Source organism: Streptomyces sp. NBC_01384, from assembly GCF_045040035.1.
In the GTDB taxonomy this organism is placed as follows: Bacteria; Actinomycetota; Actinomycetes; order Streptomycetales; family Streptomycetaceae; genus Streptomyces.
This window is the reverse complement of the sequence record NZ_CP109559.1, coordinates 6,648,340-6,664,580: the sequence shown is the minus strand read 5'-3', so window position 1 is coordinate 6,664,580 and position 16,241 is coordinate 6,648,340. Positions and strand designations below refer to the sequence as shown.

Sequence of the window (16,241 nt, the reverse complement as noted above, 5' to 3'; positions counted from 1 at the left end):
TGATGACGTCCTTGGGGTAGAGGCTCTGCTGGAAGACGGTGGCGGGGACCCGGCTGTCGCTGCGGTACAGCGTGCCGCAGGTCTTGCGCCAGACCGGCTGCGGGGTGATGCGGTCGACGTCCACGCGGTGGTCGGCGGCGGCCTCGACCGGGTCGTCGAACTGGGGACAGGTGGGCGCCGCGGCCTTGGCCTGCGCGGCGGCCTTGCAGTGCAGGGCTGCCGGGGCACGGGGAACGTCGTGGCCGAGGTGGCGAAGACGGCCGCGAGGGAGACGACGACGGCGGCGGCCCGGCGCCGCAGGCGAGTTGCGATCATGGCGAGCGCGATCTCGGTTCTGCGGCGACGGGCCGGGGGTCTTCACCCGTACGGCGGCGTGTCACCACCCTCCGGGTCAACCGGGCGTGGATCAGCGGAAGATGCCGGTGTGGCCGAGCGAGTAGCGGCCCGGCTGCGGGTAGACGGCGAGGCCGTGCGGGCCGCTGCCGACGGCGATCCGGGCCAGCTGGACGCCGGTGCGGGTGTCGATGGCGTACACCTCGGAGTTGTAGCGCCCCGACAGCCACAGGACCTTGCCGTCGGCGGAGACGCCGCCCATGTCGGGGCTGCCGCCGTCCGGCAGTTGCCACTTCTTGGTCAGCTTGTTCTGGGTGAAGTCGAAGACGGAGATGCTGCCCTCGCCCCGGTTGGAGATGTACATCTCGCGCGAGTCGCGGCTGACGTACAGGCCGTGGCAGCCCTTGCCTGTCGGGAGGAAGGCCGGCTTCGTGAACCTGTCGCCGTCCAGGACCCACACGCCGTTGGCGATCATGTCGGCGATGTAGAACCTCTTGCCGTCGGGGGAGATCTTGACGTCCTGCGGCATGGCGCCGTGGACGGGCAGCTTCTCCTGCGCGATCACCTTCATCTTCTCGGTGTCGACCTTCAGCACCTCGCCGCTGAACTCGCAGGAGACGATGAAGTAGCGGCCGTCGAGCGAGAAGTCGGCGTGGTTGACGCCGGAGCAGCTGACCGGCTCGGTCTTCACGCGCTTCATGGTGTGCGCGTCGCGGAAGACCAGCTCGCGGTCGAGCGAGGCCATGACGATCGCGTACTTGCCGTTGGGCGTGAAGTACAGGTTGTACGGGTCGTGCACGGAGACGGTCCTGCCCGCCTTGCCGGTCCTCGGGTCGATGGGGGTGAGGGTGTTGCCCCTGTCGTTGTTGACCCAGAGCGTCTTCATGTCCCAGGAGGGAACGACGTGCTGGGGCTGGACACCGACCGGGATCGTCTCGATGACCTCGTACGTCTTCGGGTCGATGACGGAGACGGTGTTGGAGTTGGTGTTGGGGACGTAGACGCGGGACGGGAAGTCCTTGACGACCGGGGAGAGCTGGTTCGGGCGGTCGGCGGCGTAGACGTCCGTCGGGTCGAGCACGGGTGGCATGCCGGGCAGGCCGTCGACCTGCTTCGGCCGGGCCGGCTTGACGGCGGCCTGGGTGTCCAGGGCCTCGTTCGCGTGTTCCTTGGACCCGCCGCCGCAGCCCGGAAGGACGGCGAGTACCGCGAGTACGGCGCCCGCGAGCAGGGCGCGCTTCGTGAGGTTCCGGTTGCGGTGCATCAGCTCAGCAGCTCCGTGGTGGTGACCGCGCGCAGACCGCGACGGCCGAGTTCTTCCAGGACGGCGGGGAGCGCGGCGACCGTGTCCGCGTACCCGAAGTGCAGGCTCACCACGGATCCGTTGCGGATCTCGCCGATGACCTTGCGGGTGACGGCGGGGGCGCCCGGCGCGGTGTAGTCGAGCGAGTCGACGTCGTACGAGAGGACGTGCGGGTAGCCCACCCGGCGGGCCACGCTCTCCACGAGGGGCGAGGCGCGAGGGGCGCGGGAGGGTCTGAACCAGGTGCCGATCGAGCCGGTCAGGCGCCTCAGGCGCTCCGCGCAGCCCCGGATCTCCGCCTCCGCGTCCTGCTCGGACATCGCGTTGATGTCGACGTGGCGCAGGGTGTGGTTGCCGAGGTCGTGGCCGCCGCCGAGGATGCGGCGGGCGATGTCCGGGTGCTCGTCGAGCCAGCTGCCCACCGCGAGCACGGTGACCCGGGCGCCGCCCTTCTCGGCCTCGCCGAGCAGTGACTCGGCGAGGGCCGGATCGCCCTGGCCGTGGAAGGTGAGGGCGACTTGGGGGCGGTCGCGGGGGCCGTGGGTGACCTCGGCGGGCTGCCGTGGGAAGCGGCGGGGCGCGGGCGCGCCGAGGGGCTTGGCGGCGGGTGTGGCGCGGGGGGTGCCCGTCGCACGGGACGCTGCGACCGGATGCGCGACGGCGCCGGTCGCGGAACACCCGGTGGCGAGTGGCCCCGCGACGAGCGTCCCGGCGGCGAGCGCGACACCCGACCGCAGCGCCGCCCGCCGGTCCGGCGCCGCGCGCGCCACGTCTCTTTCGGTGCTTCCGCCGGTGCTTGCATCGGCGGAAGCACCGGTGCTTTCTTCGGTGGGCGGCTGAGGAGGGCGAGCGGGCGTGGTCACCCGCACCATTTAAGGGCGTCTTGGGGTGAAAACGGATGATTGGATCAGTTGGCGGGGGTGCGGGTCGCGGTGCGGCCCTGGCGCGGGGTCAGCGGTCGGCGACGCGCATCTCGAACCAGGTCGTCTTGCCTCGCGGCAGGAGGTCGACGCCCCAGCGGTCGGAGAGCTTGTCGACAAGGAAGAGGCCGCGGCCGCTCAGGTCCATCTCCTGGACCGGCATCAGACAGGGAAGGCCACGGGAGGGGTCGCGGACCTCGATGCGGATCCAGCCCCGGCGGCGCCGCATCCGGAGCCCGAAGACGCGGGCGCCCGTGTGCCGCACGGCATTGCCGACGAGCTCGGACACCAGTAACACGGCATCCTCGGTCATTTTCGGGGTGAGCCCCCAGTGGCGCAGGACGACGACCTGGGTGAGCCGCCGCGCGGTGGCCGCGGACTCGGGGCGGGACGGCAGCGGAACCTCCGCCTCCGTCGGATTCCCGAACAACTCGAGCGCCTTGAGCGCCCGTTCGTCCTCGACCGCAGGCGACCAGCGCGCCGCGGTCGCACTCCCGTGCCGCCGCGGCTGTTCGATACCCTCCAGCCCCGCCATGCCCCCATCATGGCCGCCCAGAGCGCCCTTCGGGGCCGTTCCGGGGGAATACGCCCCCCGGAAGCCCTCATTCCGCGCCATTCGATAGGCATATGCCACCGGCAGATCAGAGCCCACCATGGCCCGTCCGACCTGCCGGAATGCCCCCCTTGGCGGCAATCGCCGACCATCCCCGACAAGGCAGCCTTAAGGCTGCCTTAAGGTTCGGATAAACCAGCCCTTCGGGGGACAACGGCTAAGACATCGCGTCAACTGCAAGTGGATCAGCGGAACTTGGAGAGTGAGTTTCGCAGCACCGGCCGGTCCCTGCGACAGGAACGAGCCGGTCGCTGTCGGAGAAGTTCAGAGGAACTTGGCCTTCCCCGGGCCCTCCTCCACGAAGCTGCGCATCCCGCGCTCCCGGTCCTCCGTCGCGAACAGCCCCGCGAACCAGTTCCGTTCGATCGCCAGCCCCGTCTCGAGATCGGTCTCGAGCCCCGCGTCGATCGACTCCTTGGCGGCGCGCAGCGCGATCGCGGGCCCCTGCGCCAGCTTCGCGGCCCACGCGTGCGCCTCGGCGTACACCTCGTCGGCGGCCACGACCCGGTCCACGAGCCCCAGCGACAGCGCCTCGTCCGCCTTCACCATCCGGCCGGTGAAGATCAGGTCCTTCGCCTTGGAGGGGCCGATCAGCCGGGAGAGGCGCTGGGTGCCGCCCGCGCCGGGGATCACGCCGAGCAGGATCTCCGGCTGGCCGAGCTTGGCGTTCTCCCCGGCGATACGGAAGTCCGCGCAGAGCGCCAACTCGCAGCCACCGCCCAGCGCGTACCCGGTGACGGCGGCGACGACGGGCTTGGGAATGCGGGCCACGGCACTGAAGGAGTCCTGCAGGGCCCTGGACCGTACGACCATCGCCGCGTGGTCCATGGCCTGCATCTCCTTGATGTCCGCGCCCGCCGCGAACACCTTCTCCCCGCCGTAGATCACCACCGCGCGCACATCCTCGCGGCGCGTGGCCTCCTCGGCGAGCTCCTTGAGCCGGTCCTGCGTGGCGACGTCCAGCGCGTTCATGGGCGGGCGGTCCAGGCGGAGGGTTCCGACGCCTTCGGCCACTTCGAGATGCACAGTCATGAGGGCAGGTTAACGAAGACTAACGACAAAGGGCCCGGTGTGCTCGGTCACAGAGGTGACCTGGCACAGCGGGCCCGTCGAGGCGAAACGATCAGGCGGTCCAGGCCGACCAGGACATGTTCCAGCCGTTGAGGCCGTTGTCCGGGGCGACCGTCTTGTCCTTGGAGTTCTTCACGATCACCACGTCGCCGGTGATGGAGTGGTCGAAGAACCAGGCGGCGGGCGTGCTGCGGTCGCCGCCCCCGCGCACGTCACGCAGACCCACACAACCGTGGCTGGCGTTGTAGTTGCCGAAGGCGTCGCCGCCCCAGTAGTTGCCGTGGATGAAGGTACCGGAGTCGGTCAGGCGCTGGGCGTCGGGCACGTCCTTGATGTCGTACTCGCCGCCGTAGCCGACCGTGTCACCGTTCATCCGGGTCACCCGGAGCTGCTCGCTGATGACCATCTGGCCGTTCCAGGTGTCGTAGCCCGGCTTGCCCGTGGTGATCGGGATGGTCTTGTAGACCTTGCCGTCACGCTTGATGACCATCTTGTGGGTCTTGGCGTCGACGGTGGAGACCTGGCTGCGGCCGATCGTGAACGACACCTTCTTGGCCTGCTTGCCGTAGACGCCGGGCCGGCCCTCGACGCCGTCGAGGTTGAGGTCGACCGTCACCTTCGTACCGGCCTTCCAGTACTGCTCGGGACGGAAGTCGAGGCGGTCGTTGCCGAACCAGTGGCCCTGGACGTCGACGGCGGGCTCGGTCTTGATCTTGATGGCCTTCTCGACGGCGTCCGGGTGCGTGATGCCCCGGGTGAAGCGGATCGAGAAGGGCATACCGACGCCGACCTTGGAACCGTCCTCGGGCGTGAACATGCCGACGAAGGTGTTCTTCGGGGTCAGGGTGGTGAAGGCGGACTCCTCGGCGGCCTCCCGGCCGTCGGTGTCCTTGGCCACCGCGTGGACCTTGTACTTGGTGGCGGAGGCGAGGTGGGTCGAGGGCGTCCAGGTGGCGCCCCCGCCGGTTATCGCGCCGTCGACGGCGTTGCCCTTGGTGTCCTCGACCGTGACCTCGGTCAGCTTGCCCTTGGCGGCGGTGACCTTGAGGGCCCCGCTGGTGGCCACGCCGTCCGTACCGTCCTTCGGGGCTATGGTCACCACGGCCTGCGAGACCTTGGTGTCCGCCTTGCCGGAGCCGCCCGCGCTCTTGCCCTTGCCGTCCCCGGACCCGGAGTCCGAGCTCCCTCCCCCGCCGCACGCGGACACGGCGAGCAGCAGCACGCCCAGCAGCAGCGCCAGGATTCCCTTGCTCCCCCTGCTCCCACGTGCCCGCGTTCCAACCGACGCCCCCGAAATCGGTCGCCCGTTCAAGTCTGTTCTCCCCTCGCACGGCCTGATCAGGCCCGCACCCCAGCGCGTCCCCGCGCGTATCGCGCTAATTAATCACACGGCTCGGAGAGATGGCTCCCCGGGATTGTCACTGTTCAGTCCCAAGATGGGCCGTGTGGGGGCGCGCTGGAGTCCCCTCCCGTACGGCGCGTGCGTACCCCTGCGCGGGGCTACTTCGCCGCGCTGCCCGCTTTCCACTCCTTCCAGCTCATGTTCCACCCTCCGAGCCCGTTGTCGGGGGCGACTTCCTTGTCCTTGCTGTTGACGACCTCGACGACGTCACCGATGAGCGTGCGGTCGAAGAACCAGCCCGCGGGGGTGCTGGAGCTGCCGCCCTTCACGTCCTTCAGCCCGACGCAGCCGTGGCTGACATTGGTGGTGCCGAACACGTCCTGCTGCGACCAGTAGTTGCCGTGCAGGAAGGTCCCGGAGTCGGTGAGCCGGATCGCGTGCGGGACGTCCGAGATGTCGTACTCGCCGCCGAAGCCGACCGTGCGGCTGTTCATCCGGGTCACCTCCAGCATCTCCATGACGACCATCTTCCCGTTGTACGTCGTCCTCTTGGGGGCGCCCGCCGTGATCGGCACCGTGGCGAGGAGGTCGCCGCCGCGGCGTACCTCCATGGTGTGCGCGGCGGCGTCGACCAGGGAGACCTGGCTGCGGCCGACGGTGAAGGAGAAGGTCTTGTACTGGAGTCCGTAGACGCCCGGCGCCCCTTCCACGTCCCGCAGCCGCAGCCCGACCGTGACCTTGGTGCCCGGCTTCCAGTACTCCTGGGGCCGGAAGTCGAGGCGGTCCTTGCCGAACCAGTGCGGGCGGATCTCCACCGCGGGGCTGGACTCGACGTGGATCGCGCGCTCGACGGCGGCCCGGTTCTGGATCTCGCGGTTGAACTCCAGCGAGACGATCATCCCGATGCCGACGGTGGAGCGGGTCTCCGGCTTCACGTATCCGATGAACCGCTCTCCGGGGACGTACGTCGTGAACGTCGTGTGCCGCGCCGAGCGCCGCCCGCGCCCGTCGAGGGCCACCGCGTCCACGGTGTACCTGGCGGCGAGCGCGAGCCGGCGGTCCTCGGGCTGCCAGGCCAGGCCGTCGTCGGAGATGTGCCCGGGCACCGCGGTCTCCTGCGCGTCCTGGTCCTTGACGACCTGCACGGACTCCAGCCGTCCGTCGGGCACCGCCACCCGCAGCGCCTGCCCGGGTCGAACGTCCTTGCTGTTGTCGTCGGGGAACACCCGGATGACGTCCTCGGCGGCGGGGGGTTTGCCGAGTACTTCGTCCATCCCGTCCGAGGAGCAGCCGACGGCTCCGGCCAGCAGGCCGGCCCAGGTCAGTACGGCGGCCAGCGCGGCCCCTGCGCGCCGCGCGCGTGTCTGTACGTGCTTCACGAGGGGCCCAACGATTGTGCACCTCTGGGGAAACGTGAGTGCGAGCCAAGCTCTGGGCAGAACAGTGGGGAGGACGACGCGACGGGGAGCCGCGCCCGTGAGCCGCAGGGGCGCGCCGGAGGCGATTGCGCCGAAAAGAGGGGGCGGGACGCCGCACGCTCCTTTTGTGCCGTTCCACGGAGCCGCGGGAGGCTGAACGGTGTCGAGCGCAGCCGAGCAGGAGGCAGTGCCGGAGGGGCCTGCCACGGGCGAGAAGCTGCCCGTGCAGTCGTCCCCCGCGCTGAACGGCGCCCAGCGGACGGCGGCACCCGCCGTGTCCGTGTGGCCGGGCGCCCCGACCCCGCTCGGGGCGCGCTTCCGCGTCGGCCCGGACGGTGCCGCGGGCACCAACTTCGCGCTGTGGGCGGGCGGGGCGGAGGCCGTCGACCTCTGTCTCTTCGACGAACGGGAGGGCGAGGTCCACGAGACGCGCGTCCCGCTCACCGAGCTGACCCACGAGATCTGGCACGGCTTCGTCCCCGGCGTGCTGCCCGGCCGCCGCTACGGCTACCGCGTGCACGGCCGCTGGGACCCGTGGACCGGCGCCCGCTGGAACCCGGCGAAGCTGCTCCTGGACCCGTACGCCCGTGCCGTGGACGGTGACTTCAGTCTGCCGCCCGAGGTGTACGGGCATGTCCGCGACTGGCCCCAGCAGCAGGTCGCGGACACCGTGCGCGACGACCGGGACTCGGCGCCGTACGTCCCCAAGGGCGTCGTCGTCCACGATGACGACGACTGGTCGGACGACCACCGCCCGAAGACCCCGTGGGCGGACTCGGTGATCTACGAGCTGCACGTACGGGGGTTCACGCGGCTGCACCCGGGGATTCCCGAGGAACTGCGCGGCACGTACGCCGGTCTGGCCCACCCGGCGGCGATCGAGCATCTGGTCGGGCTCGGCGTGACGGCCGTGGAGCTCCTGCCGGTCCATCAGTTCGCCCACGAGGACCACCTCCTGCGGCGCGGAATGAAGAACTACTGGGGCTACAACTCGATCGGCTACTTCGCGCCGCACGCGGGCTACGCCTCCTCCGGGACGACCGGGCAGCAGGTCGGCGAGTTCAAACGGATGGTGCAGGCGCTGCACGCCGCCGGCATCGAGGTCATCCTCGACGTGGTCTACAACCACACGGCGGAGGCGGGCGAGCTGGGCCCGATGCTGTCGCTGCGCGGCATCGACAACCGGGGCTACTACCGCCTCCAGTCGGACGCCCGCCGGTACGCCGACTACACGGGCTGCGGCAACACCCTGCACGTGGTCCAGCCGCATGTCCTGCGGCTGATCACGGACTCGCTGCGGTACTGGGTGACGGAGATGGGGGTGGACGGCTTCCGCTTCGATCTGGCGGCTGCCCTGGCCCGCTCGATGCACGACGTCGACATGCTGTCGCCGTTCCTGGCCGTCATCGCGCAGGATCCGGTGCTGCGGCGGGTGAAGCTGATCGCCGAGCCGTGGGATGTCGGTTCCGGCGGCTACCAGGTGGGGGCCTTCCCGCCCCTGTGGACGGAGTGGAACGACCGCTACCGCAACGCCGTGCGGGACTTCTGGCGGGGCGCGCTGCCGGACGTACGGGACCTGGGCTATCGGCTCTCGGGGTCGAGCGATCTGTACGCGTGGGGCGGGCGGCGGCCCTACGCCTCGGTGAACTTCGTGACCGCCCACGACGGCTTCACGCTGCGCGACCTCGTCTCCTACGAGCGCAAGCACAACGAGGCCAATGGGGAGGGGAACCGGGACGGCACGGACGACAACCGGGCCTGGAACTGCGGGGCGGAGGGGGAGAGCGACGAGGAGCGGGTACGGGTGTTGCGGCGGCGCCAGTTGCGGAACCTGCTGACGACGCTGCTGCTGTCCACCGGGGTGCCGATGCTCGTCGCGGGGGACGAGTTCGGGCGGACCCAGCGAGGCAACAACAACGCGTACTGCCAGGACAACGAGATCAGCTGGGTCGACTGGGGTCTGCTGGAGGAGCCGGGCTGGCGGGCGCTATTCGACCTGACGTCCCGTCTGATCGCGCTGCGGCACAAGCACCCCGTGCTGCGGCGGCGGGCGTTCTTCTCCGGGCGGGCGCACTCCGTCGACGGGCTGCGGGATCTGGCATGGTTCACTCCGCGCGGGGCGGAGATGACGGAACGGGACTGGTACGCGCCGGCCTCGACGCTCGGGATGTACCTCTCCGGGCGGGACATCCCGGGACGCGATGCCAGAGGGGCGCCGGTCGTGGACGACAGTTTCCTCGCGGTCCTGCATGCCGGGGACCGTCCGGTGAGTTACGTCCTGCCGGGACCTCCGTGGGCCTCACGCTACGAACTCGTGGTGGACACCTCGGCGGAGGATCAGGCGCGGGCGCCGGGGGTGGTGCATCGGGCCGGGGGGACGGTCACGGTACCGGCGCGGGCGGTTTTGTTGTTGCGGGTGATGGGGTGAGGGAGGTGCCCCCGCCGGAGCCACTGTGCGACAAGGACCTCGTGTCGTTCCGCAGTCTCCCGCGCGGCGATGCAGCACCGGTCGACACGACCGGCGCCTCCAAGTACTTCACCCACAGCGCCACGCAACCGGGCCCGGACAGCCGACGACTCCCGGCAACAAGCAAGACGCCAGAGGGCCGTCTGCCGATAAATCCCTTAATTCGCACAGGAGTCGGCACACCTCACGGCGTGGCGCCGCACACGAGCCGATTGGGGGCCGTCCGCCCGTCCTCGGGGACGCAAACGGATGGACGGCCGATCGTTGCGGGACCCGCCCCGGCAGGGGCTTCCACACCCCCTACCGAGACGGGCGACACAGGTTACGGCCCTGACCCGAAACGGCCGCCATGGGACCCCTTCAACACCGGGGCGGGGTGGGGGTGGTTCAGATGCCGGACCGTGCGGCGCGCAGCACGCGGATTCGGGCCAACAGAACAACGGCAACGGGATCGGGCCGCACCATGTGCGCATGCTCACGGTGCGCCCGCACCTCCCAGCCGGGCCCGGAGTTGGACGGCTCGTACGCGACCGGTACCCCGTCCGCCTCGTCCGTGATCAGTCCGTCGCAGTGGCGGCACACGTGCGGCGTCACGAGGCACCCGCGATCCGCGTGTGGCAGACGCAGCCACACCGGGGCACCAACAGGACACCCGTGGCCCCGGGCAGGGGCATGTCCTCGGTCTGGCGGCAGTCGGCGTGCAGACTCCGGTACCCGGGCCGCTTCGCGACCGTGCACTCCGCCGATAGCGACGGGGTTTCAGCGGCGGCAGGAGCACTCACTGGGCGGCCCTCCGCCCTCGGCAGCCGACGCACTCGCACGGCGGGTACTCGGCCGTCGTCGGCAACGGCCCTTCACCGGGCATAATGCTCAGGGTGCCGCGATCCTGCGTGACTTGGCCGCCACGGTTCACCGAATACACACGGATGGTCATCTTGACCCCGGGGTCGCGCTCCCGACCCGGGGCTGTAGCTTTCGACATGTCGACCTGCTTCCTTCAGGTTGGCCACGCCCCGGGGCCGCGCGAACGGTCGCCGGGGTCTTCGCTGAGTCACTGCCTTCTCAGACCGTAAGGCCGGTATAACGGTCAGTAGGCACGCAATCCGCGTGCGTCATGGGCCGATCGCCGGGAGCGGGGATGGACACGAAGGGAATCGGCAGGCGCGTTGCCTACTGGCGCGAACGCCGCCGGATGACTCAAGCAGACTTCGGGGCGCTCATGAACAAGTCCCGTAGATGGGTCCAAGACCTCGAAGGAGGACAGCGGCAGAGCGATCCACGGCTTTCCATCCTCGAAGGGGTGGCCCGGGTGCTGTCCGTGCGTCTGGAAGACCTGTTGTCGGACACTCCGCTCGGCACAGGTACCGAGTGCGTGGATGCCACCGAACTCGAAGCGATCCGCAGTGCTCTGCAACGGCACGACGTGATCACCGGGTCTTGCGACGTGACAGATATTGAGCCGGTCCCCGTCGAAACGTTGAGCCGCAATGTGGAATATGGCTGGACGGCATTCCAGGCAAGCCACTTCGCCTCGCTCGGTCGCGTGGTCCCAGGGCTCCTCATCGACGCCAACCGCGCTGCTGCCAGGCACGAGGGAGACGCGAGACTCGCATCGTTCCGTCTGTTGTCCATGTCCCTGCAACTGGTCGAGGCGGTAGCCATCAAGTTCGGCGACACCGGCCTGGCATTCACTGCCGCTGACCGGTCAGTGGTGGCCGCCGAACACTCCGAAGACCCGGTCACCATGGCTGCGGCCGCCCGGCATCTTGCCGACGCCATGACTCACCACGGGCAGGCAGCCGCCGCCGTCGAGTTCGCCGTAGCTTCCGCCGCCCGCCTCGAAAGCGACCTGACCGGGCGCGGCGCAGACGGGCTCTCCGTCTTGGGCATGCTCTATCTGAAGGCCGCCATGGCCTCAGCCACCATTGAGGACCGCCGCGCCGCTCCCCGTCTCCTTGACCAAGCCGGCCATCATGCCTCGCAGCTCGGCACGGACGGTAACGCGATGTACACCGCGTATGGTCCGACCAACGTAGCCGTGCACCGCGTAGCCGCCCATGTAAGGCTCTGCGAGGGCGCTGAGGCCGTCGCCGCCGCTGAAGGCATCCCAGACCCACATCGCGATGCCCTGCCGCGCGAGCGCCGCGCCCATCACCTTGTCGACCTTGCGCGCGGCTACACCCAGGTTGGCCGTCGAGAAAAGGCCGTCGAAACGCTGCTTCTGGCCGAGGAAGAGGCCGAGGAAGAGGTACGCTGCCGCCCCCACAGTCGCCAACTCGTTGAAGACCTCCGCCTTCTAGGTGTCGCGAGCGCCGAGGGGCGCTTGCAAGCACTCGCCGCACGGTGTGGACTACCCGAGTGACCAAGATCCTGTATCTGATCTCCTGCGCCGCTCCGCCCGCCCAAGCTGTCGCCACCGGAATACGCAAAGCCCAAGCCGTCGGATGGGATGTCTGCCTCGTCCTCACTCCCTCCGCGCATCGCTGGCTTGAGAATGACCTTCATGCGTTTCGCGAACTGACCGGGCACCCCGTACGCCATCAGTACAAGTTGCCGGACGAGTCAGATGTGCTGCCCGCGCCGGACGCAATCCTCGTCGCCCCCGCCACGCTGAATACGCTGACCAAGTGGGCCGACGGCCACGCCGACACGCTCGCTCTCGGACTCGTCACAGAAGCGATCGGGCTACAACTGCCACTCGTCGCCCTGCCCTACCTGAACCAAGCCCAAGCCGCACACCCCGCTCTCGGCCGAAGTGTGTCCGTCCTCCGCGAATGCGGGGTGACCGTGCTACTCGGCGAAGGAGGGTTCATCCCCCACGTACCCAAGCACGGCGACCTGGACGCGTACCCCTGGGATGCGGCTCTGGCCGCCCTCCCCGAGTGATCGCAGCCCGACGACGGCCCCGGCGGGATGCCCTGCCAGGGCTGATCCATGCCAGTCGGGCTCATGCGCCACTACGACCCCGCCCTAGGCCCATGGAACGATTCAGGTCCGGCCAAAACTCGGTGGGCACTGTCAGTGGCGAACCGTAGGCTCGCCCCTGATGTCCACTCCAGATGCAGCGACCAGGGACCGAGCCGGCCATTCGACCGTACGCAGCCTGCTGCGCCTGTGGCCGTACGTGCGGCCGGTGCGGGCACGGCTGTTCTGCGCGGCCTTCGTCGCGATCGTCGCCTCCTGTACGGGGCTGGTGTTCCCGCTCGTCCTGAAGTGGATGGTGGACGGTCCGGTGGCCGACCACGACCCGGCGGGCATCTGGCTCGGCGCGCTGTATCTGCTGCTGCTCGGGATCGCGGAGGCGGTGCTGTTCGGGCTGCGGCGGTTGCTGGTGGCGCGGCCGCTGTCGGGGGTCGAGGCGGACATGCGGGCGGATCTGTACCGGCATCTGCAGCGGCTCCCGGTCGCCTTCCACGACCGCTGGGCCTCCGGTCAGCTGCTGTCCCGGGGCACCACGGACCTGATGCTGGTGCGTCAGTTCCTCGCTTTTCCCCTGACGTTCCTGCTGGTCAACTCGGTGACGATCCTGGTGGGCGTCATCATCATGCTGGCCCAGGAGTGGACGCTCGGGCTGGTGCTGCTCGCTCCCGCCGCGCCCTTGATGGTCGTCTGCTGGCTCTTCGAGCGGCGCTACTCGCTGGTGGCGCGGCAGGCGCAGGACCAGGTGGGCGATCTGACGACGGTCGTCGAGGAGAGCGTGCTCGGCATCCGCATCATCAAGGGCTTCGGGCGCCATCGCAGCCAGGCCCGCGCCTTCCGCGAGCTGTCCCGCACCCTGCGCGGCACGGAGCTGGCCAAGGCCCGCCTCCTCGCCTCCATCCTGGCGGTCATCGTCACCCTCCCCGAACTCGCCATCGGTGCCGCCCTCGTCCTCGGCACGGTCCAGGTCGCCGACGACCGCCTCTCGGCGGGCACGCTGGTGGCGTTCCTGTCCACGGCCCTCGCGCTGCGCTGGCCCGTCGACTCCATCGGCTTCCTCCTGGCGATGAGCCAGGAGGCGGCGACGGCGACGGAGCGGTACTTCGAGGTGATGGACGAGAAGCCGGAGTCCTCCGCCATCTCCACGGTCGCCACCACGTCCACGGGCGCCGCCGGGAAGGGCGACGGCGGACTCCGGTTCCACGGCGTCCAGTTCCGTTACCCCGACGCCCCCGCGGACGCGCCCCCGGTCCTCGAACGCATCGATCTGCACATCCGTCCGGGTGAATCGATGGCCCTGGTCGGCGCGACCGGCACCGGGAAGACCACCCTCACCGCCCTCGTCCCACGGCTGCACGAGGTGACGGCCGGGCGGATCACGCTGGACGACGAGGACATCACGGCGATGCCGCGCGAGGAGCTACGCGCGCGCGTGGCCGTGGCCTTCGAGGAACCCACCCTCTTCTCGGCCTCCGTCGGGGAGAACGTACTCATGGGCGCCGCCGACACCGCCGGGGAAGCGGAACTGGACCGCGCCCTCGCCGTCGCGCAGGCCGACTTCACGCACGCGCTCCCGCAGGGCACGGCGACCCAGGTCGGCGAGCAGGGCCTGAGCCTGTCCGGCGGTCAGCGCCAGCGCCTCGCCCTCGCGCGGGCCGTGGTCGGCCGCCCCGAATTCCTGGTCCTGGACGACCCCCTGTCGGCCCTGGACGTCCACACGGAGGCCGCGGTCGAGGCCGCGCTGCGCCGCGTACTGGCGGAGACGACCGCGCTGATCGTGGCGCACCGCCCGTCCACGGTCCTGCTCGCCGACCGCGTCGCCCTGCTCTCCGGCGGCCGCATCGCCGCGGTCGGCACCCACCACGAACTGCTGCGCGGCAACGCCGAGTACGCCCATCTGATGTCAGGTGATGAGGAGGCCGACCGATGACGGCGCCCACGACGACCGCACCGGACAGGGAACCGGACGGGAAGCCTGGCGGTGAAGCGGACGGAGAGCCGGGCGGGACGCTCGGCAAGGACCGGGCGGCGCGGGAGTCCTCGAAGCACCAGGACCCCTTCGACCGCGACACCCTGCCCACTCCCCCGGGCGCCACCGCCGCGCTCCTGCGCTCCCTCCTCACCCCGCTCAAGGCCCGCGTCGTCGTGACGACCGTGCTGCTTCTGCTCCAGCAGGCCGCGGTCCAGGCGGGCCCGCTGCTCGTCGCCTACGCCATCGACCGCGCCGTACCGGCGCTGCGCGCGCACGACCACGGCCCGCTGATCGTGGTGGGGGTCGGCTACCTGCTGTGCTCGCTGGCGGCCGGCGTACTCCAGTACGCCTTCACCAGCGCGTCCGCCCGGGTCAACCAGGACGTGCTGCTCGATCTGCGCGGCCGGATCTTCCGCCATGCGCAGGCGCTCAGCATCGACTTCCACGAGCGCTACACCTCGGGCAGGCTGATCTCCCGCTCCACGACGGACGTCGAGTCGCTGCGCGAGCTGCTCAGCGAGGGCCTGCAAGAACTCATCACGGTGATCCTGTCCTTCGTCTACATCTCGGCGATGCTGCTCTGGCTGGACCCGGGCCTGGGCGCGGTGGCGGTGGCGTCCTTCGTGCCGCTCTATCTCCTCGTACGGCTGTACCGGCGCCGCGCGGGCCGCATCTACCGTCTCCGCTCGACCGCGATCGCCGCCGTCATCGTGAAGTTCGCGGAGACGATGAACGGCATCCGGCCGGTGCGCGCGTTCCGTCGCGAGGAGGCCAACGGCGCGGAGTTCCGGGTGCTGAACAAGCGCCACGAGCGTACGAACGGCGATGCCCTGCTGGAGATGGCCCGCTATGTCGTCGGCTCCCGGCTGGTCGCCAACACGGCGGTCGCAGCGATCGTGCTGTGGGGCGCGTACCGGGTGGCCGGGGGTTCGCTGGCGCTGGGTGTGCTGGCCGCCTCGGTGCTGTATCTGCGCCGCCTGTACGACCCCATAGACCGGCTGGGCATGTTCCTGAACGCGTATCAGTCCGCCGCGGCCTCGCTGGAGAAGATCGCGGGTCTGCTGGCCCAGACGCCGTCCGTGCCGGAGCCGGCCGCCCCGAGGCAGCTGCCCGAGCTCGCCTCCGCGCAGCCGGGCCGCGAGGTCGTCTTCGAGGACGTCCGCTTCGCGTACCGCACCGGCGGCGAGGTGCTGCCCACCTTCTCGCTCACGCTCCCCGCGGGGCAGACGGTGGCCGTCGTCGGCTCGACGGGCGCGGGCAAGTCGACGCTCGCCAAGCTGCTGGCCCGCTTCTACGACCCCACGGACGGCCGGGTCCTGCTGGACGGCGTCGACCTGCGCGAGCTGTCCGTGCCCGAGCTGCGGCGCGGGGTGGTGATGGTGACCCAGGAGGCCTTCCTGTTCTCCGGCACGGTCGCCGAGAACATCGCCATCGGCCGCTCGGAGGCGAGCCGTGAGGAGATCGAGCAGGCCGCGAAGGCGATCGGCGCGCATGACTTCATCAGCGCGCTGCCCGAGGGCTACGACACGGACGTACGCAAACGGGGCGGCCGTATCTCCGCCGGGCAGCGCCAACTCGTCGCCTTCGCACGGGCGTTGCTGGCCGACCCGGCCGTCCTCATCCTCGACGAGGCGACCAGCTCCCTCGACATCCCCGGTGAACGGGCCGTGCAGCGCGCCATGTCGACGGTCCTGCGCGGCCGGACGGCGGTGGTCATCGCGCACCGCCTGTCCACGGTGGAGATCGCCGACCGGGTGCTGGTGATGGAGCACGGACGGGTCGTCGAGGACGGCAGCCCGGCCGAACTCGTCGCGTCCACCGGAAGGTTCGCGGACCTGCACCAGGCGTGGCGCGACAGCCTCGTATAGCGGACGGCGAGTGAA

General features: G+C 70.1%; 12 protein-coding genes. 5 read left to right on the top strand and 7 right to left on the bottom strand.

All coding sequences use genetic code 11. From position 1 onward, the window contains the following. Positions 1–406: 406 nt before the first annotated feature. From OG747_RS30595 to OG747_RS30570, 6 genes are all read right to left on the bottom strand, one after another. Positions 407–1,597 (bottom strand): beta-propeller fold lactonase family protein, encoded by a 1,191-nt coding sequence (locus tag OG747_RS30595; RefSeq protein ID WP_405882593.1) that lies wholly within the window; start codon positions 1,595–1,597, stop codon positions 407–409. Next, entirely contained in the window at positions 1,597–2,406 is an 810-nt protein-coding gene (locus tag OG747_RS30590; protein WP_405882592.1) for a polysaccharide deacetylase family protein, read from the bottom strand. Before OG747_RS30590 ends, OG747_RS30595 begins: the two co-directional genes overlap by 1 nt. 181 nt (positions 2,407–2,587) lie before the next feature. Then, a complete protein-coding gene (locus OG747_RS30585) occupies positions 2,588–3,196 on the bottom strand; it encodes an ATP-binding protein (RefSeq protein ID WP_405885761.1) in 609 nt (202 codons plus the stop codon). A 237-nt stretch (positions 3,197–3,433) separates the two neighbouring features. Then, entirely contained in the window at positions 3,434–4,201 is a 768-nt protein-coding gene (locus tag OG747_RS30580) for an enoyl-CoA hydratase/isomerase family protein (protein ID WP_405882591.1), read from the bottom strand. Between the two features lie 91 nt (positions 4,202–4,292). Beyond that, positions 4,293–5,552 (bottom strand): Ig-like domain-containing protein, encoded by a 1,260-nt coding sequence (locus tag OG747_RS30575; protein WP_405882590.1) that lies wholly within the window; start codon positions 5,550–5,552, stop codon positions 4,293–4,295. Positions 5,553–5,740: 188 nt separating this feature from the next. Next, positions 5,741–6,961 (bottom strand): Ig-like domain-containing protein, encoded by a 1,221-nt coding sequence (locus tag OG747_RS30570; RefSeq protein WP_405882589.1) that lies wholly within the window; start codon positions 6,959–6,961, stop codon positions 5,741–5,743. A 199-nt stretch (positions 6,962–7,160) separates the two neighbouring features. Between OG747_RS30570 and glgX the strand changes: the two genes are divergently transcribed. Next, positions 7,161–9,428, top strand: coding sequence for a glycogen debranching protein GlgX (gene glgX / locus OG747_RS30565; RefSeq protein WP_405882588.1), 2,268 nt, complete (start codon positions 7,161–7,163; stop codon positions 9,426–9,428). Positions 9,429–9,854: 426 nt separating this feature from the next. Here the strand turns inward: glgX and OG747_RS30560 are convergent, their stop codons facing one another. Then, positions 9,855–10,061: a hypothetical protein gene (locus OG747_RS30560; protein WP_405882587.1), complete on the bottom strand. Its 207-nt coding sequence runs from the start codon at positions 10,059–10,061 to the stop codon at positions 9,855–9,857. A 544-nt stretch (positions 10,062–10,605) separates the two neighbouring features. On the opposite strand from OG747_RS30560, the gene OG747_RS30555 reads away from it, so the two are divergent. The 4 genes from OG747_RS30555 to OG747_RS30540 all read left to right on the top strand — a co-directional run bounded on the left by OG747_RS30555 (position 10,606) and on the right by OG747_RS30540 (position 16,226). Then, entirely contained in the window at positions 10,606–11,829 is a 1,224-nt protein-coding gene (locus OG747_RS30555; RefSeq protein WP_405882586.1) for a helix-turn-helix domain-containing protein, read from the top strand. Next, the gene (locus OG747_RS30550) at positions 11,826–12,353 is read left to right on the top strand and encodes a flavoprotein (RefSeq protein ID WP_405882585.1); all 528 of its coding nucleotides are present in this window, start codon (positions 11,826–11,828) and stop codon (positions 12,351–12,353) included. Before OG747_RS30555 ends, OG747_RS30550 begins: the two co-directional genes overlap by 4 nt. A 160-nt stretch (positions 12,354–12,513) precedes the next feature. Further along, complete coding sequence (locus tag OG747_RS30545) at positions 12,514–14,316, top strand: ABC transporter ATP-binding protein (RefSeq protein WP_405882584.1); 1,803 nt, start codon at positions 12,514–12,516, stop codon at positions 14,314–14,316. After that, a complete protein-coding gene (locus OG747_RS30540; RefSeq protein ID WP_405882583.1) occupies positions 14,313–16,226 on the top strand; it encodes an ABC transporter ATP-binding protein in 1,914 nt (637 codons plus the stop codon). The genes OG747_RS30545 and OG747_RS30540 overlap by 4 nt, the downstream gene beginning before the upstream one ends. Positions 16,227–16,241: the final 15 nt, after the last annotated feature.